Genomic DNA, 24,274 nt, shown 5'->3' on the forward strand with positions numbered 1-24,274 from the left:
AGAGGCCTAGGACATCACCCTTTCACGGTGGCGACCGGGGTTCGAATCCCCGTGGGGACGCCAATTCTTTAAAACCCCGGCTTCGGCCGGGGTTTTTCTTTGCCTGTGATTCCCGGGAAGGCCCTATCCACGCATGGCGTGGATCTACTGCAGGGCCGGGATGGATCCGGCGGCCGGTTGGCCCGGTAGATCCACGCCATGCGTGGATGGCTTCAACTCGGCCACACCTCAGAACCGGCGATACATCCCGATCGATGCAGGTGCAGTGGGTGCGAAACCAAACTGCGCGTACAACCGGTGCGCTTCACCATCTGCCAGAAGGCTGACGTATGCCGACGGCGGCAGGTTCGCCTGCATCCATCCATCCAGGCGACGCATCACTTCCTTGCCCAGGCCCTGCCCCTGCAGGCGCGGCAACACGGCGATATCGCAGACCTGCAGGTGGCAGCCGCCATCGCCGACGATGCGCCCCATCGCCACCAGCTCGTTGCCCTGGTAGGCGCACACGCCATACAGGGTATTGGGCAGCGCGCGTGCCGCCGCCTCCTGGCTCTTGGCACTGAGGCCCGCCAGCACACGCAGCTGGCAATAGTCTTCGACCGTGGGCACGGCGTCGCGGAACTGGCAGGCGACGGAATCATTCATGCGCTATCTCCCTGTAGGTCGGGCTATCCTGCCTCATCCGTGTCGCAGCTGCTGCGACCCACGCCCGCAGAGCTCCCATGTGCTATTCCGCCCTGATCCGCGCCGACTACGCCAAGCTGGTGCGCGAGTTCGGCGCCATCCTGTCGCTGGAAGAATTCGCGGAGCTGTACGCGCACGATCCTGGCAAGAAGCGCCCCAGAACTCCCAAGGCCATGGATGACGGCTTCGCCGGCGCTCGCACCGAGCAGGGCCGCGACATCGTCGCGAAAATCCAGCAGTGGCATGCGCAGGAACGCCAAGATCTCGAGGCGGAGCTGTCGCGCCAGTGCGAGCGACGCGATATCGCCAACGCCACGCTGGCGACCCGCCCCACCCAGAAGGCACGCAACGACCTGCGCGTGGCCGGCAACCGCATCGAGCGCGCGCAGTCCCGGCTGGAAGACCTGCACCGGGTGCAGCTGCTGCCGCGCGACAACCGCATTTTCCCCGGCACCTACGCACCGGTCATGGTCAGCGAGGGCGGCAAACGCGTGATCAAGCCGATGCGCTACCAGTGCCGGCTGCCGGACAAGCCCGCGCGCAACGACATCCTCTATCCCGGCACCTACAACGCGAGGCGCGACAGCCTGGAAGGCTATTGGCGCGGTGCGTTCGGGCTGCGCCACGGTGTGGTGGTGGTGCAGGCGTTCTATGAGCACGTGCCACGCCATGCCATCGCCGGCCGTACGCTGGGTGCCGACGAGAAGGAGCAGGACGTGGTGCTGGAGTTCCGGCCCGATCCGCCGCGCGACCTGCTGCTGGCCTGCCTGTGGGCGGAGTGGGAAGGACCGGAAGGTCGCCTGCTGTCATTTGCCACGATCACCGACACGCCTCCACACGACGTCGCCGCTGCGGGCCACGACCGCGGCGTCGTTCCCATCCGCAGGGAGCACCTCGATGCCTGGCTCAATCCCGATCCGGATGACCTCGCCCTGCAGTACCGCATCCTCGACGACCGCGAAGAGATCCACTACGTGTACGAAGAAGCGGGCTGAACACCGCGCACAGATGAAAAACCCCGCCTGGGCGGGGTTCATGGATCAGGGATTGCCGCCGCACATCGCCTCTTCGCAGAAGGCCTGTTCCTGCAGACATTGTTCGACCTCACCACCCCGCGCGATGCAGCTCTTGTAGAGCTGGAAACAGGGCTGGCCACACCACGCGGCAGAGGCCGTACCACCGAAGACCGCCATCGAAAGGACACCCGCAGCAACCATGCGCTTGATCCACTTCTTCATGCCACTCTCCTTGTAGGCCTGAGCATTCAGGCCCGGGCAGGATACGCCCACCGCTTCAGCACGTGCCAATCAGACGCTGGCGCTGGCGCGGCCCACTGCACGTACCAGCGCCTGGCTCAGGTCTGCCGAGAGATACGGCTTGACCAGCAGCACGCCAGCCAGCATCGGCTCGGGCAGTTGCTCGGCCAGCATCCCGGTGGCCAGCACGAACGGCACGCCACGCGCCGACAGCGCCGCAGCCACCGGCTCGCTGGTTTCATTGCGTGCCAGGCGGTAATCGAGCAGGGCCACGTCCGGGGTCGACGCCTCCAGCAGGCGCAGTGCTTCAGCCACGCTCGCGGCCAGACCCACCACCGTCGCACCGGCATGCACCAGCTGCATCTGCAGCAGTGCGGCACTCATCTCGTCGTTCTCGACCACCAGCACCCTCAGGTCCTGCAACACTGTCATCGGCTACCACTCCTGGAGGCATTCAAGCCGCCGCAGTATAGCCACCACTGGGCCGAAGCCGACAGGACGCGCCCTGATCGGCCTTCCCACTATGAAAGCCGTGCCAACCTCGGTTACACTCACATGCTGCCTGCCGGTGTGGCGGAATGGTATACGCAGCTGACTCAAAATCAGCCGGGGGTGACCCCATGAAGGTTCGAGTCCTTTCACCGGCACCACTGCATCAAAGGCCAGGTCCCCGACTTGGCCTTTTGCATTTTCAGGGCCTGGGCGCCGACACTGGCGACGATGCCAACGCCCGCCCTGCCCACGCTCCCCGCTACCCTGCCCGCACGGCTGCGCCCACCGCACGTGGATGATGCTGCCGCCTGGTCCCGCTATCTCTCGCTGCCGGGCGTGACCGGGCACACCAGCTGGGGCGACGTTTCCGAAAGGGCGCTGCGGCGCCAGATCTCCGCTTACCTGCCTACGGCAACGGACCAGCGCTGGGCACTGGTGGGCGCCGACAGCCAGCTGATCGGCACCATTGGCCTGAACGGAATCGACCTGTCGAATGGCCGCGGCGAACTCGCCTATGACCTCGATCCGCGATGGCAGGGCCAGGGACTGGCCACGCACGCCGCACGCGCGGTGATCGAATGGGGCCATGCCACACACGCCCTGGTCCGAATCCAGGCGACCGTCCTGGACAGCAACACCCGCTCGATCGCTGTGCTGGAACGCCTCGGCATGCAGCGCGAAGGCCTGCTGCGCGCCTACCGGCGGGTGCGGGGACAGCCCCGTGACTTCTGGATGTACGCCCACGTCGAAGGCTCCACGTCACCACGCTGAAACACAACTGAGACTGGCGGCAAGCTTTGGAATAGACGCAGTGCACACTTTTCTTGCAAGCCTCACGTGCTTCTGCCTATCGTGATCCCAGCCGGAGCTGGGGGCGGGGGAATGCATGACGTTGCGTGCGGCACTGTTTTTTCTGGTCACGCACGCGCTCGTCATTGCCTTTGTCGGCCCGCAGGACCCGGTCGGCTCCTACCTGATGCTGATCACCGCCCCGCTGCTGGCTGCACTGGCCTGCGTGCGGCGTGCACGTGACAGCCGCCAGGCAGCCTGCAAATGGCGGACGCTGGGCGCGGCCGTGGGCCTGTTCTCGCTGGCCCTGCTGGCCCTGCTGTACCGCAATGTGGCCGGCTTCGATCCCGCGCAGATGACCGTGTCTTCGCTGATCCTGTACGTGTTCTACCGGATCCCCCTGACCTACGTGGCCGCCAGCCCGGGCGGCGGCAACCGCTACATCCGCGCGGTGGACCTGCTGATCATCGCGTTGCTGTGGCTGTTGTACTACGGGCACACGCGGGCGATGGCGCACTTCAACGCCGCATTGTGGACGCAGTGCCTGAACGCTATGAGCAGCGTACAGAACAGCCTGGTGTTCTGCTTCGCGCTGATCCGCTTCCTCGCCGAGGACAATCCCGACCGCCGCGATTTTTTCCGGACACTTGCGATCTACACGCTGGGCTACTTCCTGCTGGCGTACTACATCAACACCTACCAACCGCAGCTGCCTGACGGCAACTGGGGGGACCTGCTGATCAGCGGACTGTTCGTGGTGCTGGCCGTCATGGCCGGCAGCAAGCGCCGCTATCCGGCGGTGGAGGTATCACGCAGCCTGCGCCGCATCGTCGACGCCGGCGTGCCGTTGATGCTGCCCTTGCTGCTGATGATGGTGGCGCTGCTGGTCGCGCGCCTGCAGCCCACCCTGGCCACGGTCGGCTTCATTGGCGCCATGCTCGGCTATGCCTTGCGCAGCGTGCTGAGCCAGGTGGAGATCCAGCGCCAGCGCGATGAGCTGGAAACACTGGCGCGGCGTGATCCGTTGACCGGTCTGGGCAACCGCCGCAGCTTCGACGAATCACTCGGCAGTGCCCGCGGCCGCGCGCGCCGCCAGGGGCTCGGGCTGGCGGTCCTGATGATCGACATCGACCACTTCAAACGGCTCAATGACACCTACGGCCATCCGGAAGGCGATCGCCGCCTGCAGTCGGTGGCCGCCATTCTTGATGGCTGCCTGCAACGGGGTGACGATCTGCTGGCCCGCTATGGTGGCGAAGAGTTCATCGCCGCCCTGCCCGCACCCGATGCCACCCACGCCCTGGGCCTGGGCGAACGGCTGCGCGCTTCGGTCGAAGCCGCGGCCCTGCCCGCCCCCGAGGCCACCGTCACCATCAGCATCGGCGTGGCCTGGCAGGCACCCGGCGAAGACGGCGATCCGCGCGACCTGGTCGAACGCGCCGACCAGGCCCTGTATCGCGCCAAGCATGCCGGTCGCAACTGCGTACGCGGCGACACCGAGACCACGGCAGACCGGTCCGAGCGCCGCGCCTAGACCGCGTGCAGCGCCGCCGCTCCATGCCGGTGCCCGGCGCCGCCCTGCACGCGGAAACTGGCTACGGTCTGCAGCAACTGCGCCGACTGTTCTTCCATGCTGCGCGCCGCCGCCGACGCCTCCTCGACCAGGGCCGCGTTCTGCTGGGTGCCCTGATCGATCAGGTCGACCGCATGATTCATCTGCTGGATGTCATCGCTCTGCTGCTGCGAGGCAGTGCTGATTTCGGTCATCAGGTCGCTGACACGGCGCACGTTGGTCACGATTTCATCCATGGTGCGGCCCGCGCTCTCAACCTGCGCCGTGCCGGCGCCCACATTGGCAACCGACTCATCGATCAGGTGCTTGATCTCCTTGGCTGCGCTGGCCGAACGCTGCGACAGCTCGCGGATCTCGGTGGCAACCACGGCGAAGCCACGGCCATGTTCACCGGCACGCGCCGCCTCCACCGCTGCGTTCAGCGCGAGAATGTTGGTCTGGAAGGCGATGCCGTCGATCACCCCGATGATGTCGACGATGCGCCGCGACGAGGCATTGATCACCGCCATCGTCTCGACCACCTCATGCACCACATTGCCGCCTCGCGCGGCGACGTCGGCCGCTCCACCGGCCAGCTGGCTGGCCTGGCGCGCGTTGGTGGCCGTGCGCTGCACGGTCTCGGCCAGGCCCTTCATCGACACGGCGGTTTCCTCCAGCGAGGCCGCCTGCTGCTCGGTGCGCTGCGAGAGGTCGCTGTTGCCCTGTGCGATTTCAGTCGCGCCGACTGCGATGGTGTCCGCAGCGAACTTGATCTGGCCGATGATCGCGGCCATCGCCTCGACCAGCGAATTCACGCCTTCACACAGCTCGGCGATCGACCCGTTCTTGTCGGCGGTGGCCACGCGCTGGGTCAGATCGCCCTGCTTGGCGGCAGCCACCACCTCGCGGGTCTGCGCCACGGCGCGCTGCATGGCCTGGTTCTCATGCACCTGCGCGGTGATGTCGGTGGCGTACTTGACGACCTTGAACGGCTTGCCATTGAGGTCCAGGATCGGGTTGTAGGATGCCTGGATCCAGACCTCGCGCCCGCCCTTGCCCAGGCGCCGATACTGCCCGGCGTCATACTCGCCGCGCCCCAGTTTCTCCCAGAACTGGCGATATTCGACGCTGCTGCGATGCTCGGGCTCGACAAACAACGAATGGTGCTGCCCGCGCACCTCGTCCAGGCTGTAGCCGGTGGCGGCCAGGAAATTGTCATTGGCCGACAGGATGCGGCCATCCATGCTGAACTCGATCACCGCCTGCGACTTGGCGATCGCGGCCAGTTGCCCCGCCGAGTCGGCCGCCTGCAGCTTCTGCGCGGTGATGTCGGTCGCGAACTTGACCACCTTGTACGGCCGCCCCTGGCGGTCCAGCACCGGGTTGTACGAGGCCTGGATCCAGATCTCGCGCTGGCCCTTGCCGAAGCGGCGGTACTGTCCAGCGTCGTATTCGCCACGCCCCAATCGCGCCCAGAAGTCGCGGTATTCGGCGCTGCGCGCCTGCTCGGGGTCGACGAACAGGGAATGATGCTTGCCCTGGATCTCCTCCAGCCGGTAGCCCATCGCCTGCAGGAAATTGTCATTGGCCTGCAGGATGGTGCCGTCGAGCGCGAACTCGATGACGGCCTGCACGCGATGCAGCGCGGCCACCTGCGCTTCCAGCTCGGTGCGGTCGGTCAGCGTCTTCTCTGTGCTGGTGCGTTGCTGTGGCGCCAGTACGCCAAGCAGCGCACGCCACGGCGACCAACGGGTATGCAGCTCGGCCGGCGCCTGCGCGCCTGCCGTGAAGCCTGGAATGAGCATTGTCTGATCCTCGGTGTCCGGTAAGCGGTTGTGACCCGACGGGCGGGATGCCCGGCGGCAACATCAGTTGCCAGGGACTACAGGTGCCAACCGGCACCTCTCGAGCGACTGCCAAGAACGTCTGCTGCGGGTGCGATCGGCATCTGGGAGCGGCGGAACACACTGCGCGGACCGCCCATCGGGGGCAGTCTGGGGTCCTGCGGCGGGTGACTGGAGCGGGATCCAGAGGGAGTATCGGCGATGCCGTCGGCCGCTTTAGCGGGATTCCGCGACGTCCGTCGCAACTCCATGCATTGCAGCCGGAATGCGGTAGACGATTGCCGTGTACTTCACGCCCTGCTCACGTGCCACCGCCTGCCCACCGAGGGACTCAGCCAGTGAACGGCTGGACCGGTTCTGCTCCGCCACCGGGTAGCGGAACGCAGCACAGCGCAGGCGCCCGGAGGCCGCCGACCACACCGCCGCCACGGCTTCGCGGCCATAGCCGTGCCCATGCATCACTTCTGCGATCCAGATGCCCAGCTCGGGTTCTGCTTCACAGGCTCGATGCAGGCCTGCCAGGCCAAGGAATACACCATCCTCGCGCCTGCGGATCACGAACGTGATATCGGTCCCGTCGGCGATGGTGGGCAGCCACGCCCGCCAGACCGCAGCAAACGCCTCCTCCGACGGAGGCGGCTCGAAGGCCATGTAGCGGGTCAGCCCGGGTGTGATTGCCACAAATGCCTCGTCGGCGTCACCGGGCGTGAAAGGCCGGAGGTGCAGCCGCGGACTGTCGATGATCCAGTCGTCCAATGTCATCTTCTGCATCGCCTGGACATTGCGTACAGCATCGCTCAGCAGAAGGATGCAGCTCAAGGCAAAAAGGTTTACATGACCAATGCGGGATTCCCCAGCAGGAGAATATGACCAGCATGAAGGTCCCGCAGGATGCTTATCGACATGGAGATCACATGTTCCCTCGCTTTGCCAGCCTTCTCTTCCTGGCCGTGTGCAGCAGCAGCGCGCTGGCCAACGACACCGCCTATCGGCCGGCCTTCCACCCGGACCAGCTGAAGGGACCGCCCGCAGGGCGCCCGAACGAAGTGCTGGTGCTGGGCAGCCCGCACCTGTCCAGCCTGCCGGAGACCTTCACGCCGGCGATGCTGGAACCTCTGCTGCAGCGCCTGGAAGCCTGGCGGCCCACCGCGATCGCCGTGGAGAACCTGTCCGGCCTGCAGTGTGACTTCATGCGCCGCAATCCGGCCCGATACACGGAGAGCGTAGCGGACTACTGCGTCGATCCGGCACCGGCGCAGGCTGCCACCGGCCTGGACGTGCCCAGCGCCAACGTGGAGATGGAACGCCTGCTTGCGGATTGGCCGAAGGCGCCAACCGCTGCCCAGCGACGCCGATTGGCCGCAGTCTTCCTGGCCGCAGGCGAAAGCAACTCGGCAGTCGTCCAATGGCTGCGGCTGCCCAGGGAAGAGCGACGTGCTTCGGACAGCCTGACACCGGAGCTGGTGCAGTTCCTCGACACGCGCATGGCCCGCCGCAACGAGGCCGGCCTGGTGGCCGGCGTCCTTGCCGCGCGCCTGGGGCTGGAGCGGCTGTGGGCGGTCGACGACCACACTGCGGATTCGCCTACACCGGAATCGCAGCAGAAGGCCTACGCTGCCGCCATACGCGGTGCCTGGGACAACGCCTTCGTCAAAGCGCGCAGGGCAGCCGATGAACGACTGGAAGCCAATCTTGCTCAACCGGATGGGTTGCTCGCGATGTATCGCGCCTACAACGCACCCGAGGCCGCGATGGTGGCCTTCAACAGCGATTTCGGCGCGACCCTCGTCGAACCCTCGCCGGAAGGCTTTGGCCGCAACTACGTGGGCTACTGGGAAACCCGCAACCTGCGCATGGTCGCCAACATGCGCGACATACTGGGCCAGCATCCAGGCACCCGCATGCTGACCATCGTCGGCGCCTCGCACAAGGGCTACTACGAGGCGTACCTCAACCTGATGCACGACGTGCAACTGGTCAGTTCGGATGAAGTTCTGCGCTGACGCAACATGACATGGGGGATGCGGTGACCATCCACCGCATCACTCCACCGCGTTCCTGCCGGCCCGCCACAGCACGATGCTGGCAGCACCGATGCAGGACAGCGTGAACACCAGCAGGGCGACCGCGCCGCCCTGCAGCACCGGCAGCAAGGCCTGCGCGTGCAGGTCGCCGCGCAGCTGTTCCGCACGCAGGCAGGCCGCCAAGGCCAGGCACCAACCGACCAGGGCCGGGGCGAAGGCACGCACCGTCACCGGGTTGCAGACATTCATGGGATCACCTGTACGAGGGAAAGTGCGCGCAGTATTCGCGCACGCCCTCTCACAGGTTGAGATCAGCCCCCGGCGGCTTCGGAATCATCACCCGGCAGCTCACTGGCCTCGCCCTGCACCTGTACGTTGTTGCGCCCCATTGCCTTGGCCCGGTAGCACTGGGCATCAGCCGCCGCCACGGCCTGGTCCACGCTCATTCCACCCGCCAATGGCGCGATACCGATGCTGGCGCCCACATGCAGGCGGTCCTGGTCCCACGGAATCGACAGCGATGCCAGGGTGTGCAGCAGTTCACCGCCGATGCGCGCGGCACGGCGTGGCGTACAGCCGGACAGGATCACCGCGAATTCGTCGCCGCCCAGCCGCGCCACTACGTCCGAATCGCGCACCCCGTGGCGCAGCACGCTGGCCACCGCCCACAGCACGGCATCGCCAGCCAGATGGCCCCAGGTGTCGTTGACCGGCTTGAAGCGGTCCAGGTCGATGTACATCAACGAGGCGGCCTGGCCGGTACGCTCGACGCGGGTGATCGCCTGCTGCAGATGCACCTCGAAGCCGCGACGGTTGCTCAGCTCGGTCAGCGGATCGATCTCGGCCAGATGGCGCGCCTCGCGCTGGCGCGCGCGCTGCTGGGTGTCATCGCGCAGTACCCACACTGCGCCGCGTACATGACCTTCATCATCACGCAGCCAGGCGCGGGTCAGGTCGACAGGGATCGTGGCCGTACCCAGGCGCAGCAGCAGGTCGGCGTGCAGGTCCACCGCATTGCTTTCCGGGTCCAGCAGCACCGAGACATCCAATACCGAGCCGGGCGCGTATTCGGTGGTCAGCGCCAGCACGTCCTGCACCTTGTGTCCGGCCAGCGACAGCGCACCATCGCCGGCGAGGGTGCGCACCGCAGCCGCGTTGGCGTAGTCGATACGTCCGTCCAGGCTGACGCTGAGCACCAGATCGGCCACGGCATCGAGGGTGATACGGCTGCGCTGCTCGCTCTCGAACAGGCGCTGCTCGCTGCTGCGCTGGGCGCTGATGTCCTGGATCTGCGACACGAAATGCAGCGGCTCGCCGTGCTCGGTGCGCACCAGCGACACCGACAGCCGTGCCCAGATCACCTTGCCGTCGCGATCGAGATAACGCTTTTCCAGGTGGTAGTGGCTGCGCCGCCCGGCCAGCAGATCCTGCACCAGGGCCAGATCGGTCTGCAGATCGTCGGGGTGGGTCAGCCGCTGGAAATCGACCTGCAACAGTTCCTCGCGCGCATAGCCGAGAATCCGGCACAGCGCGTCATTGACGTCCAGCCAGCGCCCTTCCAGCGACACCAGCGCCATGCCCAGCGCCGCCGACGTGAACGCACCGGCGAATTTCTCCGCCGACAGGCGTGCTTCGGCGCGCGCCTGCAGGATCTCGGTGATGTCGATGGACATGCCGACATAGCCGATCCGCGCACCGCCGGCACCATCCATGCGGCTGATCGACAGGCGCACCTGGCGCGGCTGGCCATCCTTGCGCCGCAGTGTCCACTGCCGTGAATAGGTCTGCTCATCGGCGCGGGCGCTGAGTGCTTCAAACACGCCCGGCAGGCTTCCGTCCGCAGCCGCCAGCGGACGCAGCCAGGCCGCCAGCTCGTCCGGATCGTGGAAATCACCCAGTCGCCGCTGGCCGATCACTTCGTCCGCGCTGTATCCCAGCAGGCGTTCCGCGCCGGTATTGAACAGGGTGATGGTGCCTTCGGTATCGGTAGCGATCACCGCCACCTCGTCGGACGCGTCGACCACGGCCTGCAATCGCTGCCGGCTCTCGGCCGCGTCCTGCCGCGCCTGCTGCAGCTCGGTCACGTCGGCGTGCGCGCCGGCCATCCACAGCGGTCGTCCCTGCCCGTCCCATTCGAACACGCGGCCACGGTCGTGGATCCAGATCCACTGGCCATTCTTGTGGCGCATGCGCAGCAGGCAGACATAGTTGTCGCTGCGGCCTTCGAAATGGTCCTCCAGCGCCGCATCGGACAGGACGATGTCGTCGGGGTGGACCAGCTTCAGGAACGTCTTCTGGCACACCGGCTCCAGCTCTTCCAGGCGATAGCCGACGATCTCCGCCCAGCGCGCATTGACCCGCATTTCGCCGGTCTGCACGTTCCACTCCCAGGTGCCGGCAGCGGTGCCGTCGATGATCATCGCCAGGCGCCGGCGCTCCTCGGCCAGCTCCTGCAGGCGCCGTTCCAGCAGCCCGTTGCCGTTGCTTCCCTGGCCCGCCATCACCCCGTCCCCCGGCCCGCACAGGCAGGCAGCGGCCGCAGCACAACGCTGCAGCCCTCAACGAAGACGACGGGTCCTGCTGGCGTCATGGCCCTCCCCAGCGACAGCGGGGTGGCCGAACGCCTCCCCTCAAGCGCAAGTGTGCGCAATCACGGGGAAAATCGACAAGTCCCCCGCCACGAATCAAGCGTGACGGGGGACACGGTCCTCAACTGCGCTTGGCGCGGGCGAAGGCCTCGGCCAGGGCATTGTTGGCCGGGGGCACGGACGCGGCAGGACGACCGCCATTGCCCTGGCCCCGGTTCGGTCCACGGTTCTGGCCGCCTGCATCGCGGCGCGGACCCTGCCCCTGGCCGCGCTCGTCGCGCTGGCCCGGGCGGCTGGTGGCCTGCCCGGGGGTATCGTCCAGGCGCCGGGTCAGGGCGATGCGCTTGCGCGCCACGTCCACCTCCAGCACCTTCACCTTGACGATATCGCCAGCCTTGACCACGTCGCGCGGGTCCTTCACGAAGGTATCGGAGAGCGCCGAGATGTGGATCAGGCCATCTTGGTGCACGCCGATATCGACAAAGGCGCCAAAGGCCGCCACGTTGCTGACCACGCCTTCCAGCACCATGCCCTCACGCAGGTCCTTGATGTCCTCGACGCCCTCGGCGAAGCGCGCGGCCTTGAACTCCGGACGCGGATCGCGGCCCGGCTTTTCCAGTTCCTTGAGGATGTCGCGCACGGTCGGCACGCCGAAGGTGGCATCGGTGAACTGCTCGGCCTTCAGGCCACGCAGGAAGCTGCCGTCACCGATCAGCGCCTTGATCGGGCGTGCGGTGGTGGCCACGATACGCTCGACCACCGGATAGGCTTCCGGGTGCACCGCCGAGGCATCCAGCGGCTGATCGCCGTCGGCGATGCGCAGGAAGCCGGCGCACTGTTCGAAGGTCTTCTCGCCCAGGCGCGCGACCTTCAGCAGGTCCTTGCGACGCTTGAACGGGCCGTTGTCGTCACGATGGCGCACGATGTTCTCGGCCACCGTGGCCGACAGGCCGGACACCCGCGACAGCAGCGCGGCCGAGGCGGTGTTCACGTATACGCCGACCGCGTTCACGCAGTCCTCGACGCGCGCGTCCAGCGCCCGCGCCAGGCGGTACTGATCCACATCGTGCTGGTACTGGCCGACACCGATTGCCTTGGGTTCGATCTTGACCAGTTCGGCCAGCGGATCCTGCAGGCGGCGAGCGATCGACACCGCGCCACGCAGCGACACATCCAGGCCCGGGAACTCCTTGGCCGCGAACTCGGACGCCGAGTACACCGACGCGCCGGCCTCGCTGACCACCACTTTCTGCAGCTTCGGGTTGGCGGCGGCCTTGATCGCTTCGCCGGCCAGCTTGTCGGTTTCGCGGCTAGCGGTGCCGTTGCCGATCGCGATCAGTTCCACGTTGTGCTTGGCGCACAGCTGCTTGATCGTCTGCAGCGACTGGTCCCACTGGCGGCGCGGCTCGTGCGGGTAGATGGTGTCGGTGGCGACCAGCTTGCCGGTGGCATCGACCACCGCGATCTTGCAGCCGGTACGGATGCCCGGGTCCAGGCCCAGCACGGTCTTCGGGCCCGCCGGTGCGGCCAGCAGCAGATCCTTCAGGTTGTCGCCGAACACCGCGATGGCTTCGGCTTCGGCCTTTTCGCGGGCCTGGTTGAACAGGTCCAGCAGCAGGTGCGTGTGCAGTTTGGCGCGCCAGGTCAGGCGGCAGGCATCCAGCAGCCAGCGGTCAGCGGCGCGGCCCTGGTCGGCGATGCCGGCCTTGCGCGCCACCCGACCCTCGGCGTACTGGTGGCCGGCTTCGGCGTCGCTGCCCGGGTCCAGTTCCAGGAACAGGATCTCCTCGCGACGCGCGCGGAACAGCGCCAGCAAGCGGTGCGAGGGAATCTTCGCCAGCGACTCGGCATGTTCGAAATAATCGCGGTACTTGGCACCGTCGGTTTCCTTGCCCTCAGCCACGCGGGCACGGATCACGCCGGTCTCGCCCAGCCAGGTACGCAGTTCGCCGACCAGCGCGGCGTCTTCGCCCCAGCGCTCCATCAGGATCGCGCGCGCGCCTTCCAGCGCTGCCTTGGTGTCGGCCACGCCCTTGTCGGTATCGACGAAGGTGGCCGCGAACGTCTGCGGGTCCTGCGTCGGGTCGGCCAGCAGGCCATCGGCCAGCGGCTCCAGACCGGCCTCGCGGGCGATCTGGGCGCGGGTGCGGCGCTTGGGCTTGTACGGCAGGTACAGATCTTCCAGCCGGCTCTTGGTATCGGCCGCCAGGATGTCATTGCGCAGCTCGTCGCTGAGCTTGCCCTGCTCGCCGATGCTGGCCAGCATCGCTGCACGGCGGTCCTCCAGCTCGCGCAGGTAGGTCAGCCGGGTTTCCAGGTTGCGCAGCTGGGTGTCGTCCAGGCCCCCGGTCACTTCCTTGCGGTAGCGCGCGATGAACGGAACGCTGGCGCCCTCGTCGAGCAGGCCGACGGCAGCGCGTACCTGGGTGGACTGGGCACCGATCTCGTCGGCGATGGTCTGGGCGATCTGCTGGGCGAGCGCGCTCTGGGCGTTCTTGGCGTCGTGCATTGCTTCAGGTCTGTGCCGCGTTTCGGGAAGACCCCATTCTGGCAACCCACGACGGAGCCGGACAAGGCATTGACAGGGGGCGAGGTTCAGCGGCGAAGCCGGATTGGACGCCGGCATCCTGGCGAAGAGAGGGCTCGGACTGGCCCTGGGCTGGGATGCCGGCGCGGGCGCACGATGGTGGGCGCGCCCTGCCGCGTGTTGCGAAGGTCAGCGGTAGTGGCGGGCGGCGCGCTGCATGACGATCTCGTCACGCATGCCTTCCAGGGCCATCAGGCGGACCTTGCCGACACCCTGCAGTTCCATGAACCGCTCCGTGTAGAACTCCGGCCCCAGCGCGGTGTCGGCGCGGGATTTGCTGAAGCCGTAGGGCACCACGCCCTTCTCGCCATCCTTGCTACCACCGACATAAAGAACGATTGCCATGTGATGTATTCCTCCAAATTGCTACTGCGTACTGCACTCGATGAGCGATGCTGCGAGCTCATCGAGGGAGAGCTTACCGCGTCGAACCTGACTGGAACGTCACGAAGGCTAATGACGATCGGTTGCATGCAGATGACTGCGGGATCGCAGCAGAATGCTTACGGATCTTTAACTTCCGGCTAACGAATCCGTGGGGATTCCCGCCAACGGCGCAGCCCCTCGTGGCTTGGTCGCGAAATGCGCTTCATGTGATTGGGTCGGTCGGGGTGGGTTCGCGGGACACGCCGTAAACCCGTCCCTGGGGGCTCGATGGCGCCATCCATGGCGCCAACGGTCCCGCGAACCCACCCCGACCGACCCCCGACAGTTTTCGGGCACGTCCAGCCACGGAAAAGAAAAAGAAGATCAAAAGCAAAAGCGGCCTGGCCGGCTGCTTTGTTGCTTCCTGTAGAGCCAAGCCATGCTCGGCTCACGAGCAAGCGCAGCGCGCGACCCGCTTTTGCTGTTCTTTATTCTCTTCCGTGGCTTGGCGCGCACAGGAACTGTCAGCGGCCGGGTGGGTGGGGGTGGCGGGGTATCCGCGGCATGGATGCCGCGGCTAAGCCCCCATGGATGGGTTCACGGCGTCCCCGCCAGCCCCACCCACCCGGCCAGCCCCCAGGAAGCAGGCATTCCGCTACCAAGCCACGAGGGGCTGCGCCGTTGGCTGGAAACTACGGCCACCAGCCACGCCCGAACCGGGCGAAATAATCGGCCGCCCGCTCGAACGGATTGCGCGCACTCACCCCGCCGCACAGCAGGTACACCGGCAGGTACAGCGGCCCCAGTACCATGTACTGGTACACGTGCGCGCGCTCGTGGTCATCCAGCCGGATCAGCGGCTCCACGCCCCACCCCGCCTGATGCGCGTAGGTCCGGCAGGAAATGCCCAGATCGTGGCCGGTATGCAGGATCACATTGCCCAATGTGATCGCCCCACCCGGCCCCCACGGCCAGCGGTCGAACACCAGCGCGCAGTCACGCCCGCTCCAGCGCAATGTCGCCCCGCCGAGCATACCGGCCAGGCCGCCGATCACGCCGAGCAAGGAGTTGGGTGACGTCCACACCGCGCCCAGCACCTGCAGCGCGCGCAGCCAGATCGGCGAGGGCGCCAGGGCAGTCTTCAATCGGCCTCGTTCGGCATCAGCAGCCACAGGATCAGGTAGACCAGGATGCCGGGGAAGGCCGCCGAGCCGATCGAGACCAGCACGAACACGATCCGCACCAGCGTGGGGTTCCAGCCGAAGCGGTGGGCGATACCGCCCATCACGCCGGCAATCATGCGGTCGTTCAATGAACGCGACAGCGTCTTGGGCGTGGTGTTCATGGCGGCGGCTCCGGGAAACGGACAAGGCAGTCGAGCATGGCTCGACTCTACACCGCCTCTATGTCTACGGCGTGCGGTGACGCAGCGCCTGCAGGCGCGCACCGAACCAGGCGGCTGCGGTCTGTTCAGGCTGTCCCGGACACTGGATGCGGTAGGGTTTGCCACTCATGCTGCTCTGGCTGGCCGCGCGCTCGATGAACTGCTCGGCGCTTTCCACCATGTCCTTCTTCAGCAGGTAGTCGTACTTGCGCTGCAGGTGCGCGCGCGCATCACTGCCATCGTGCCAGCTGCCATTGCGCTGGAAGCGGCATTGGGAGCCATCCAGGCTGGCGATCAGCTGGGCGATCTCGCGCCGTGCATCCGCACCGGGTGCGGCCTGGGCCACAGGGACTGCCAGCAGCAGCGCGGCAAGCAGCATCGAAATCCTTTGCGACATCATCATTCTCCATGCAGTCGAGCATGGCTCGACGCTACAAAAACGAAGCAGGCTTTACGCGTCGCGCGCCTTCAGCCAGCCATCAATCGTGGCCGGCACTTCGCGCTGCGCGCGGCCGGACACGTAGATACCAATATGGCCACCGCGGAAACTGGACTCGGTGTAGTCGTCCGTGCCCAAGCGCCCACGCATCGCGCGCGAGGCATCCGGCGGCACCAGATGGTCCTGCTCGGCGTAGATGTTCAGCACCGGCAGCGTCACCTGCGACAGATCCACCGCTTCCTCGCCGATCCGCACCGTGCCGTTCACCAACCCGTTGCCCTGGTAGAACTGCTTGATGAAGTCGCGGAACGCCTCACCTGCCAGATCCGGCGAATCGAAGATCCACTTTTCCATGCGCAGGAAATCCTCCAGCGCCGCCTTGTCATCGAGGATGTCGAGCAGGCCCACGTACTTCTGCACGTTCAGGCGGAACGGCTTGAGCATCAGGTAGCTGGCATTCATCAGGTCGGCCGGGATGTTGCCCAAGGTGTCCACCAGCAGGTCCACATCCACCTGCCGCGCCCAGTGCGAGAGCATGTTGTCGGCCGTCTGGAAATCGACCGGGGTGACCATGGTGATCAGCTTGCCCAGCTTCTGCCGGCGCAACGCGGCGTAGCAGAGTGCGAACACGCCGCCCTGGCAGATACCCAGCAGGTCCACCGGGCCACCACTGCGCGCGTGCAGTGCATCCACCGCGCCATCGATGTAGCGCAGCAGGTAGTCCTCCAGGGTCTGGAAGCGCTCCGAGCGATCCGGGTAGCCCCAGTCCAGCACATACACGTCCTGGCCCAGTGCCAGCAGCTTCTGCACCAGCGAACGGTCGGCCTGCAGGTCGACCATGTACGGCCGGTTGACCAGCGCGTAGACGATCAGCAGCGGCGTGCGCCGGCTCGGTGCCTGTTCGCCGACGAAGCGGTACAGCACCACCTTGCCGTCGCGCCAGACTTCCTCGCGGGCGGTTACGCCATAGTCCACGTCTTCCACCTGCGGCAGCAGCTTCAGCCCTTCCATCAGCTTGCGCTGCATGGCCAGGGTTTCCTGCATCAGGTCATCGGCGTTGAAGCCCAGCGGTCCCTTCATCGGTCACGCGTCCGAGTGGAAGTGCGAGGTGCAGCCTTCTTCGCGGGCGCCTTTTTCGCAGCCGCCTTCTTTGCCGGCACGGCCTTCTTCGCGGCCTTGCGCGCGACCGGCTTCACCTTCGCCGGCGCCGGCTGTGCCACTGGGTCCACCTCGGCAGTTCCAGCCAGCACCGCCACTTGTGCCTGCAGCCGGCGCAGGCTGCGCTCCAGCTCGGCAATGCGACGGTGTGCGGCATCCATCTCGCTGCGGGTCGGCAGGCCGATACGTTCACTCATCTGTTCCACCTCGCGCTGCAGGCCGGCGCGCAGACGCATCTGCGCGTTGCCCAGCGAGGCATACACCTGCTGGAACGGTTCGGACATGGCGACCTTGGCGTAGGCCTCCTCGGCCACTTCGATCCACAGGTCGAACATCGCGCGGGCGCTGGTCAACTGGCTGCCGGGCTGTTCGTGCTCGGCCAGGCGCTGCTCGAACAACGCAAAGGCCTCGTCCAATGCCTGCTTGATCTGATCGACATAGGCGCGCGAATGCTGCTGGTATTCCTCCTGCGCACGCAGCAGGGCCTGCCAGCGCGCCTGGTGCTCGCGGCCGGGACCGAATGCCGGGCTCTGCAGCCACGGGCCCGCCTGCAGCTGGAACTGCTGCAGCCATGCGGCGAATTCGGGCACGGTGGCGCCGGCGTGGGTGCTGCCACGGGCGCCCTGCAGCATCCACTGCAGCATGCCGTCGCCCTGCCCCTGCACCGCCTCGCGCCAAGCCTGGGCCACATCGGCACTGCTGGCGTCACGGCCGGCGAAACGCGCGGCAACCTCCTGCATGGTGCCGTACCAGCTGCCCGCCTGTTCGCGGAACCGGCGCACGGCATCTTCCGGTGCGCCCTGCGCCTGCTCAGGCAACAGCTGGCCCCACCAGTCGAACAACCGCTGCCAGCTGCCGGGGTCGTCACCGGCCGGTGCACCGGGCGTGCTCGCATGGCGCAGGGCATCGCCCCAGGCACCGAAGTACTGCCGGGCCAGGGTCTCGAAATCGCTGCTGCCGGCGTCGTGGGCCGAGCTGGTCATCGCAGGCCTCCGCAGGGCTGGCTCATGGCTTGGGGATACGCAGGGTCTTGCTGATCATCAGCGACCCGGACAAGGCGAACAGCAGCACCATCGGGTGCAGCTGCCACGGGCCGATCTGCCACTGGCCGAACCAGATGTTCTGGCCGATGGCATCGGTACCGGCGGCAATCGCCAGTACGATCACCAGCACCAGGCTGGTCGGGATCGGGGTGCCCTCGAAATACTTGACCTTGCCCTCGTCACCAGCGAGCGCCTCGGCAGTGACGTTGTAGCGTGCCAGGCGGCTGACACCGCAGCAGACGAAGTAGCTCAGCACCAGCCAGTCCCAGCCGCCCTGCATGCCGCAGGCATAAGCCAGTGCCGCTGGGGCCACGCCGAAGGAGATCACGTCGGACAGCGAGTCCAGCTCGCGGCCGAGAGTGGAGCTGGACTTGCGCCAGCGCGCGATGCGCCCGTCGAGCGCGTCGAAGATGAAGGCCAGCGGGATCAGCGCCATGCCGAACAGCAGGTAGCCGCGCTCGCCGTCCTGCAGGAAGCGCATCGCGGCAAAGACCGCACCGGTGCCGCAGAAAGCATTGGCCAGGGTGAACCAGTCGGCCAGCTGGAATTCGCGCAGCATCGAGAAGTGACGTTTCATGGGGTCTCACGGAGCATCAAGGCCCACAGGTTACCGCGAGCGCCGCCGCTGGCGACAGCACTGGCAGGACCCCGCCTTCACCGCTCCCTCACCTGCCCTCACCGGCGGTGAATTTTTCGCCACCCATCTTGACAGCCTAGGGGGGTGGCGCCTGTCGCGGCTTATCCACAAAGTTGCCCACGCGTAATCCACACCCCCTGTGGACAACCAGATCTCACCGACTGCGACGCTGGACATTTCCTCATCACCCTGCAGCGGGGTTTCCCTACTTCCCAAGCCACAAGGTCGGCGCTATGGTCACCGGCGGACCCGCCGCCGCCACGTCCGAAACTCTGCAACGGACGATGATGATGCTGGATGCTCCCACCCTGGCCGCACAGCTGCGACAGCCCCATGGCGACGCCGCGCTGGCGGTGGCCGACTCGATGAACCGCAGCAACAGCGCACTCAACCTGGCCGCAATCGGACTGCTGGCCGTCGGTGCCGGCGAACGGGTCCTGGAGGTCGGCCCGGGCAATGCGGCCTTCGCGCCACTGATGCTGCAGGCCACCGACAGCCACTATCTGGGTATCGAGCTGTCCACGGCCATGGTCGAGGCCGGCAACCAGCGGCTGGCCGACGCCGGGGTGGCCGAGCGTGCGGCGATGCGACACGGCGACGCCCATGCACTGCCGGTCGCCGATGCCGCGATGGATGCCGCGCTGGCGGTCAACACCCTGTACTTCTGGCCGAATCTGGCCCCGGTGCTGGACGAGCTGGCGCGGGTACTACGCCGGGGCGGCCGCCTGTGCCTGGCCTTTGGCCATGCCAGCTTCATGCGCAGCCTGCCATTCGCAGCCGACTTCCAGCTGCATGAGCTGGACGCGGTGGAGCTGGCGCTGCGAGTATCAGGCTTTCGCATCTCGGCCTGGCGCAGCCACCGGGAAACCGCGACCGGCAATGATGGCCAGGCGCGCGATAAGCACTTCCACCTGCTGCTGGCACAGCGGCGCTGAAGTGGTAGAGCCGGCCGCTGGCCGGCTGCCTCGACAATTCCGGATTGCCGGCCAGTGGCCGGCACTACCCAGCCTGCATCCTGCGCCGCCAATGCGCGAAACAGAGCACCTGCATCACCAGCATGGCCAGCAACCCCAGCGGCCACGCCCACCACAGCCCGGCCAGACCGTGCCGGGACTGCAGCCACGTCGCCAGCGGCAGCTCCAGCAGCAATACCGCCACCATGCCCAGCAACGCTGGCAGCCATACCGTGCCGCTGCCGCGCATCACCCCGACCAGCACCGCACTGCCTCCCATCGCCAGCACGCCCCACACCACCGTGCGCAACTGCTGCGTGGCCAGTTCTCGCACGTCGGTCGCCGCCAGGATCAGCCCGGTCAGCCAGGGCGCCAGCGCCACAACCAGCACCACCACCCCGCTCAGTATCGCCAGTCCAAGCAGCACACCGGTGCGGGCGATGGCGTGCAGTCGTGCCCCACGCCCCGCGCCCATCGCATGTGCAGCGAGGATGGTGGCGGTGATACCCAGCGACATCGCAGGCAGCTGCACCCAGCTCATCAACTGATTGACCGCGCCGTAAGCGGCCGTGGCGGTATAACCGTGGCGATTGATCCAGCCCAGCAGCACGATCTCGGCCACGGCCAGGCTGAGCATCTGCAGCGAGGACGGTACCCCGATGCGCAGCATCGAACGGATCAGCGCTCCATCGAAGCGGATGGCTTGCAGCAACTCATGCCCCGGTGCCAGCGGGTGCCCCATCCGCTGCCACCGCCACATCAGCCAGGCCAAGGCCAGCAGCGAGGCGAGCGCCGCCGAGACTGCCGCACTGGCCGCGCCCAGCTGCGGCAGACCGGCCCAGCCCAGGATCAGCAGCGGAGTGCACAGCAGGCCGACCACCGTGGCCAGCAGCAGCGCATGCAGCGGCGTTTTGGCATCGCCCACCGCACGGCTCACCGCAGTGGCCAGCCACAGCAGGAAGAACGCCGGTGCAGCCAGCAGCAGAACACGGGCATAGACGATGGATTCGCCGAGGATCGGCGCTGGCGTGCCCAGTGCCGCAAGCAGCTGTGGCGCGAAACCGCCGCCCACCGCCATCACCAGCACTGACAACAGCAGAATCAGTGCCACCGCACTGCCGGCCACCGCACGAGCCTGTTGCGGCCGGCCCGCGCCCCAGGCCTGGCCGATCAGCACCATCGCACCGGTCGCCAGGCCCATTACCAGGGCCAGCAGCAGGAAGAAGACAGGGAAGAACGCTGCGGCGGCGGCCACCGCCTGCGTACCCAGCAGATGGCCGAGGTAGATGTTGTCCAGCGTGCCGGCGGCCAGCTGCAATGCGTTGGTCAGCAGCATCGGCAGCAGCAGGGTCAGATAGGTGCGCCAGAGGGGCGGCGCGACCGGGGGGATGGGATGTGCGGGGGTGTCCATGGGGTTCTCTGGGCAAGGCGCTGCCCTGCCCGACGTTTCCGCCAGCAAAGCAAGCACAGGGGAGCGGGCCGTGGCCCGCGATCAGGTGGTGCCGCCGCTCAGCAACGGCGCGGTGGCTCAGCCGTCTGCGTGGTCCGAAGAATCATCGAAGGCCAGGCGCAGGGCGTGATTGCGCACATCCTCGGGCCAGCTGCGCAACGCCATTTCCAGGCCCGCCCGGTCGTGCGCGAACAGGACACGGATCGCTTCCTCGAAACCCGGCAGGTCTCCGGCGATGGTCTGCAGGAAGTGATAGGCACGCTCGCTGTGGCGGCGCTGCCGGTCCTTGTCTGCACCGGCCCGGCTGGCCGCCTCCACCAACCTGCGCAGAACCACCGAGGCTCCACCCGGCTGCTCGGCCAGCCACGCCCAGTGGCGCGGCAGCAGGGTCACTTCGCGGGCGACCACGCCCAGCTTGGGGCGGCCGCGGCCGCGCGGGGCAACAGGTGCGTCTTCGGGAGCGATTCCGGCGTCCGCTTCCACGGCCGATGGAAACGCCTCCGCCACCCGCGCCAGCAGTTCTGCGTCGCTGCCGCGTGTGTCGAAATCACGGGTGCGGCCGCTGGTGTTGTCGAACACCAGCAGCGGACCTGCAGCGTTGTCGGTACGCAGCTGCTTCAGCGCCAGCGCGGCCACTTCCGGGGTGCCGGAAGCGACCAGGCGATGGCCGTCGAAACAGCTGAAGGGAGGAAGTCGGGACGCAGGCATGGTAATGGCATCAGAGGTGATGAGCGAATATTGCCCGGGTAATTTGCACTCGTCAATATTGCCCGGGTATTAATCAGCCAGAAGAGCGTGCCAACCAAGGTTGGCACCCACCGGAAAGGTTGATCCCCACCCGAAAGGTTGATCCCCACCCGAAAGATCGCCCCCCCACCCGATTCGCCGGGTTACAGCCGGCTGTAGGACCAGCTCACCATGCGGCCGTCCTTGTACGGCATCACGCCGTGGAACGGGCGCGGGTCGGCGTCGAACACCAGCGGCAGGAAATTGCGGTCGCCTTCCCACATCGGCAGCGTGTCCAGCTTGTCCAGTTCCACCCACTCCAGCGTGCCTTCGTGGTTGCCACCGTGCGGGGTGCCCTCGAATCCATCGATGACGAACACGAAGCCCAGCCAGTCCTCGCCGTGCTTGCCGAAACCCGGCCAGCTGATGGTGCCGCGCAGGCGCATGCCGGTGCAGTCGATGCCGGCTTCCTCGGCGATCTCGCGGCGCATGCCTGCCGCGACGTCTTCGGTCGGTTCGATCTTGCCGCCCAGACCGTTGTACTTGCCCAGGTGGTGGTCACCGGGCCGGGTGTTGCGATGGATCATCAGCACCTGGCGACGATCGGGCGACAGCACGTAGCCCAGGGTGGCGACGATCGGGGTGTACGGCATGGGGCAGCATCCAGCGGCAGGTCAGCCGTGGATTATGGCCGATCAGCGCACCAGCGACAGGCGGCGCTCGGCGGGCGTACCGGCACCATCGGGATCGCGGCGCAGGGTGGCCACGCCGTGGCCGCGCTCGGCCAGGTATTCCAGCCACTTGCCGAGGAAGGTGTTCATCCGCATGCGGTGGCTGATCAGCTCCGCCGGCGGCGGGTACAGGCCCATGGTGTCCTGCCAGCGGCGGCCGACGTAGCAGTGGGTGGTCTCGGCCTGGCGCGCGTCACGGTACAGGCGCACATAGGCCGACGGATCCGGCTCGCCGGTGACCGGGTCGGCCAGGTCGTAGGTCAGGCGTAGTTCCACCGTGTAGCGGTGGCACTCGATCACGTCCAGGCGGACATCCAGGCCGTCGCCGATCGAGGAGATGTAGCTGCCTGCCACCAGTCCGGCCGGTTCGAACAGGCGCACCAGATGGCGGTAGTTTTCCGCGTACAGGCCCATGAGCCAGCTCAACCGGCTCAGGCGGGGAATGCGTTCGGTACGGGGCAAGGCTCGGGCCATGGGTCGATCCTACACGTTGGTGCTTCAACGTGGGGGCGGGATCACCCCGACCAAAGGGGCTCGGTATCGACCAACGGTCGATACCCACCGTGCAGGAGCGTCGATACCCACCGTGCAGGAGGGTCATCGCCCCCGGAGGTAGGCCACGACCGTTGGTCGTGGCGCACGGATCAATACAGCTCGCGCTGCAGCCCCAGCGTGGCCAGAACCTTGCTGGAAATCTCCTCGATCGAGGTATGGGTGGTGCTCAGCGTCGGGATCCGCTCCATCTGGAACATCACCTCGGCCGCGGCCACCTCGCGCTTGCAGGTCTCCAGGTTGGCGTAGCGCGAGTTCGGGCGGCGCTCCTGGCGGATCTGCTGCAGCCGGTCGGGATCGATGGTCAGGCCGAACAGCTTGCGCCGGTAAGCACGCAGCCGCGGCGGCAGGCGGTCGCTTTCCAGGTCTTCGTCGGTCAGCGGGTAGTTGGCCGCGCGCACCCCGTAATGCAGGGCCAGGTAGATGCAGGTGGGCGTCTTGCCGGCGCGCGATACCGCCACCAGGATCACGTCGGCATCGTCGTAGTTCACCGCGATGCCGTCGTCATGGGTCAGGGCGAAGTTCATCGCGTTGATGCGGCGGTGGTAGGTGTCGAAGTCCACCATGCCGTGGGCCTGGCCCACCCGGGCAAGGCGCGGGCTGGCCAGTTCACGCTCCAACGGCTCGATGAACGGTGCGAACACGTCCAGCATCAGCGCCCCGCTGTCGGCCAGGATCAGGCTCAGGCTCTGGTCCACGCAGGAGTTCACCACGATCGGCCGGACCTGGTACCGCTCCCCCGCCGCCTGGATCCGGGCGCAGGCTTCACGCGCTTTTTCGGGGTCGTCGACAAACGACATCCGGTCGGTAATGAAGCTGAACCCGGAGAACTGGGTCAGCAGGCTATGCCCAATGGTTTCAGCGGTGATACCGGTTCCATCGGAAACGTAGAACACCGGACGGATGGTCGACATGCGCGCTTTTATCCCCTACGAAGCCTAAAAGGGCCGCCAACACAAGCTTGTGCCGACAGCGGTCTGCCCGGCATCATATCGGCTTCTTCCTACGGACGCGGCCAC

General features: G+C 66.8%; 25 protein-coding genes and 1 tRNA gene. 6 read left to right on the forward strand and 20 right to left on the reverse strand.

Going from position 1 to position 24,274, the window contains the following annotated elements; translation table 11 throughout:
• Positions 1-228: 228 nt before the first annotated feature.
• Complete coding sequence (locus AC13GF_RS08050; protein ID WP_043403080.1) at positions 229-645, reverse strand: GNAT family N-acetyltransferase; 417 nt, start codon at positions 643-645, stop codon at positions 229-231.
• 77 nt (positions 646-722) lie between these two features.
• Between AC13GF_RS08050 and AC13GF_RS08055 the strand changes: the two genes are divergently transcribed.
• Positions 723-1,679, forward strand: coding sequence for an SOS response-associated peptidase family protein (locus AC13GF_RS08055; RefSeq protein WP_483004254.1), 957 nt, complete (start codon positions 723-725; stop codon positions 1,677-1,679).
• Positions 1,680-1,724: 45 nt separating this feature from the next.
• Here the strand turns inward: AC13GF_RS08055 and AC13GF_RS08060 are convergent, their stop codons facing one another.
• Positions 1,725-1,922, reverse strand: coding sequence for a hypothetical protein (locus tag AC13GF_RS08060; protein WP_010484956.1), 198 nt, complete (start codon positions 1,920-1,922; stop codon positions 1,725-1,727).
• Between the two features lie 69 nt (positions 1,923-1,991).
• Positions 1,992-2,372, reverse strand: coding sequence for a response regulator (locus AC13GF_RS08065; protein ID WP_483004255.1), 381 nt, complete (start codon positions 2,370-2,372; stop codon positions 1,992-1,994).
• Between the two features lie 132 nt (positions 2,373-2,504).
• Between AC13GF_RS08065 and AC13GF_RS08070 the strand changes: the two genes are divergently transcribed.
• The 3 genes from AC13GF_RS08070 to AC13GF_RS08080 all read left to right on the forward strand — a co-directional run bounded on the left by AC13GF_RS08070 (position 2,505) and on the right by AC13GF_RS08080 (position 4,755).
• A tRNA-Leu gene (locus AC13GF_RS08070) sits at positions 2,505-2,590 on the forward strand.
• A gap of 70 nt (positions 2,591-2,660) precedes the next feature.
• Positions 2,661-3,203 carry a GNAT family N-acetyltransferase gene (locus AC13GF_RS08075; protein WP_483004256.1) on the forward strand — a complete coding sequence of 181 codons (543 nt, stop codon included), beginning with the start codon at positions 2,661-2,663 and terminating at the stop codon, positions 3,201-3,203.
• A gap of 115 nt (positions 3,204-3,318) precedes the next feature.
• Positions 3,319-4,755 carry a GGDEF domain-containing protein gene (locus tag AC13GF_RS08080; protein ID WP_483004257.1) on the forward strand — a complete coding sequence of 479 codons (1,437 nt, stop codon included), beginning with the start codon at positions 3,319-3,321 and terminating at the stop codon, positions 4,753-4,755.
• On the opposite strand, the gene AC13GF_RS08085 is transcribed toward AC13GF_RS08080, so the two are convergent.
• Both AC13GF_RS08085 and AC13GF_RS08090 read right to left on the reverse strand, forming a co-directional pair.
• Positions 4,752-6,578: a methyl-accepting chemotaxis protein gene (locus tag AC13GF_RS08085; protein ID WP_483004258.1), complete on the reverse strand. Its 1,827-nt coding sequence runs from the start codon at positions 6,576-6,578 to the stop codon at positions 4,752-4,754. The two genes, AC13GF_RS08080 and AC13GF_RS08085, sit on opposite strands and share 4 nt — an antisense overlap.
• 255 nt (positions 6,579-6,833) lie before the next feature.
• Positions 6,834-7,436: a GNAT family N-acetyltransferase gene (locus AC13GF_RS08090; protein WP_483004259.1), complete on the reverse strand. Its 603-nt coding sequence runs from the start codon at positions 7,434-7,436 to the stop codon at positions 6,834-6,836.
• Positions 7,437-7,531: 95 nt separating this feature from the next.
• Between AC13GF_RS08090 and AC13GF_RS08095 the strand changes: the two genes are divergently transcribed.
• A complete protein-coding gene (locus AC13GF_RS08095; protein WP_483004260.1) occupies positions 7,532-8,620 on the forward strand; it encodes a DUF5694 domain-containing protein in 1,089 nt (362 codons plus the stop codon).
• Positions 8,621-8,659: 39 nt separating this feature from the next.
• On the opposite strand, the gene AC13GF_RS08100 is transcribed toward AC13GF_RS08095, so the two are convergent.
• From AC13GF_RS08100 to AC13GF_RS08145, 10 genes are all read right to left on the reverse strand, one after another.
• Positions 8,660-8,890: a hypothetical protein gene (locus AC13GF_RS08100; RefSeq protein ID WP_483004261.1), complete on the reverse strand. Its 231-nt coding sequence runs from the start codon at positions 8,888-8,890 to the stop codon at positions 8,660-8,662.
• A gap of 62 nt (positions 8,891-8,952) precedes the next feature.
• Entirely contained in the window at positions 8,953-11,142 is a 2,190-nt protein-coding gene (locus AC13GF_RS08105) for a PAS domain S-box protein (protein ID WP_483004262.1), read from the reverse strand.
• A gap of 208 nt (positions 11,143-11,350) precedes the next feature.
• Entirely contained in the window at positions 11,351-13,738 is a 2,388-nt protein-coding gene (locus tag AC13GF_RS08110; protein ID WP_483004263.1) for a Tex family protein, read from the reverse strand.
• Between the two features lie 207 nt (positions 13,739-13,945).
• Entirely contained in the window at positions 13,946-14,161 is a 216-nt protein-coding gene (locus tag AC13GF_RS08115; protein ID WP_005410085.1) for a hypothetical protein, read from the reverse strand.
• A 713-nt stretch (positions 14,162-14,874) separates the two neighbouring features.
• Positions 14,875-15,327 carry a hypothetical protein gene (locus AC13GF_RS08120; protein WP_483004264.1) on the reverse strand — a complete coding sequence of 151 codons (453 nt, stop codon included), beginning with the start codon at positions 15,325-15,327 and terminating at the stop codon, positions 14,875-14,877.
• Positions 15,324-15,527, reverse strand: a complete 204-nt coding sequence (locus AC13GF_RS08125) for a PspC domain-containing protein (RefSeq protein ID WP_014037612.1) — start codon at positions 15,525-15,527, stop codon at positions 15,324-15,326. Before AC13GF_RS08125 ends, AC13GF_RS08120 begins: the two co-directional genes overlap by 4 nt.
• Before the next feature lie 64 nt (positions 15,528-15,591).
• Positions 15,592-15,966, reverse strand: a complete 375-nt coding sequence (locus tag AC13GF_RS08130) for a YfeK family protein (RefSeq protein ID WP_483004265.1) — start codon at positions 15,964-15,966, stop codon at positions 15,592-15,594.
• Between the two features lie 51 nt (positions 15,967-16,017).
• On the reverse strand, positions 16,018-17,085 hold the full coding sequence (gene phaC, locus AC13GF_RS08135; RefSeq protein ID WP_483004266.1) for a class III poly(R)-hydroxyalkanoic acid synthase subunit PhaC: 1,068 nt from the start codon (positions 17,083-17,085) through the stop codon (positions 16,018-16,020).
• Positions 17,082-18,146 (reverse strand): class III poly(R)-hydroxyalkanoic acid synthase subunit PhaE, encoded by a 1,065-nt coding sequence (gene phaE / locus AC13GF_RS08140; protein WP_483004267.1) that lies wholly within the window; start codon positions 18,144-18,146, stop codon positions 17,082-17,084. Before phaE ends, phaC begins: the two co-directional genes overlap by 4 nt.
• Before the next feature lie 22 nt (positions 18,147-18,168).
• The gene (locus AC13GF_RS08145; RefSeq protein ID WP_100442258.1) at positions 18,169-18,783 is read right to left on the reverse strand and encodes a CDP-alcohol phosphatidyltransferase family protein; all 615 of its coding nucleotides are present in this window, start codon (positions 18,781-18,783) and stop codon (positions 18,169-18,171) included.
• A 344-nt stretch (positions 18,784-19,127) separates the two neighbouring features.
• Here AC13GF_RS08145 and AC13GF_RS08150 point away from each other — a divergent pair, with 344 nt between their 5' ends.
• A complete protein-coding gene (locus AC13GF_RS08150; RefSeq protein ID WP_483004268.1) occupies positions 19,128-19,778 on the forward strand; it encodes a class I SAM-dependent methyltransferase in 651 nt (216 codons plus the stop codon).
• Positions 19,779-19,842: 64 nt separating this feature from the next.
• Here the strand turns inward: AC13GF_RS08150 and AC13GF_RS08155 are convergent, their stop codons facing one another.
• From AC13GF_RS08155 to ppsR, 5 genes are all read right to left on the reverse strand, one after another.
• A complete protein-coding gene (locus tag AC13GF_RS08155) occupies positions 19,843-21,207 on the reverse strand; it encodes an MATE family efflux transporter (RefSeq protein WP_483004269.1) in 1,365 nt (454 codons plus the stop codon).
• 117 nt (positions 21,208-21,324) lie between these two features.
• Entirely contained in the window at positions 21,325-21,954 is a 630-nt protein-coding gene (locus tag AC13GF_RS08160; protein ID WP_483004270.1) for a DUF2239 family protein, read from the reverse strand.
• A 182-nt stretch (positions 21,955-22,136) separates the two neighbouring features.
• Positions 22,137-22,625 carry an NUDIX hydrolase gene (locus AC13GF_RS08165; protein ID WP_483004271.1) on the reverse strand — a complete coding sequence of 163 codons (489 nt, stop codon included), beginning with the start codon at positions 22,623-22,625 and terminating at the stop codon, positions 22,137-22,139.
• Between the two features lie 42 nt (positions 22,626-22,667).
• Positions 22,668-23,177 (reverse strand): DUF1249 domain-containing protein, encoded by a 510-nt coding sequence (locus AC13GF_RS08170; RefSeq protein WP_049398213.1) that lies wholly within the window; start codon positions 23,175-23,177, stop codon positions 22,668-22,670.
• 170 nt (positions 23,178-23,347) lie between these two features.
• On the reverse strand, positions 23,348-24,169 hold the full coding sequence (gene ppsR / locus AC13GF_RS08175; RefSeq protein ID WP_483004272.1) for a posphoenolpyruvate synthetase regulatory kinase/phosphorylase PpsR: 822 nt from the start codon (positions 24,167-24,169) through the stop codon (positions 23,348-23,350).
• Between the last annotated feature and the right edge of the window lie 105 nt (positions 24,170-24,274).

Source organism: Stenotrophomonas sp. 22LJNL06-5-1 (assembly GCF_056861455.1).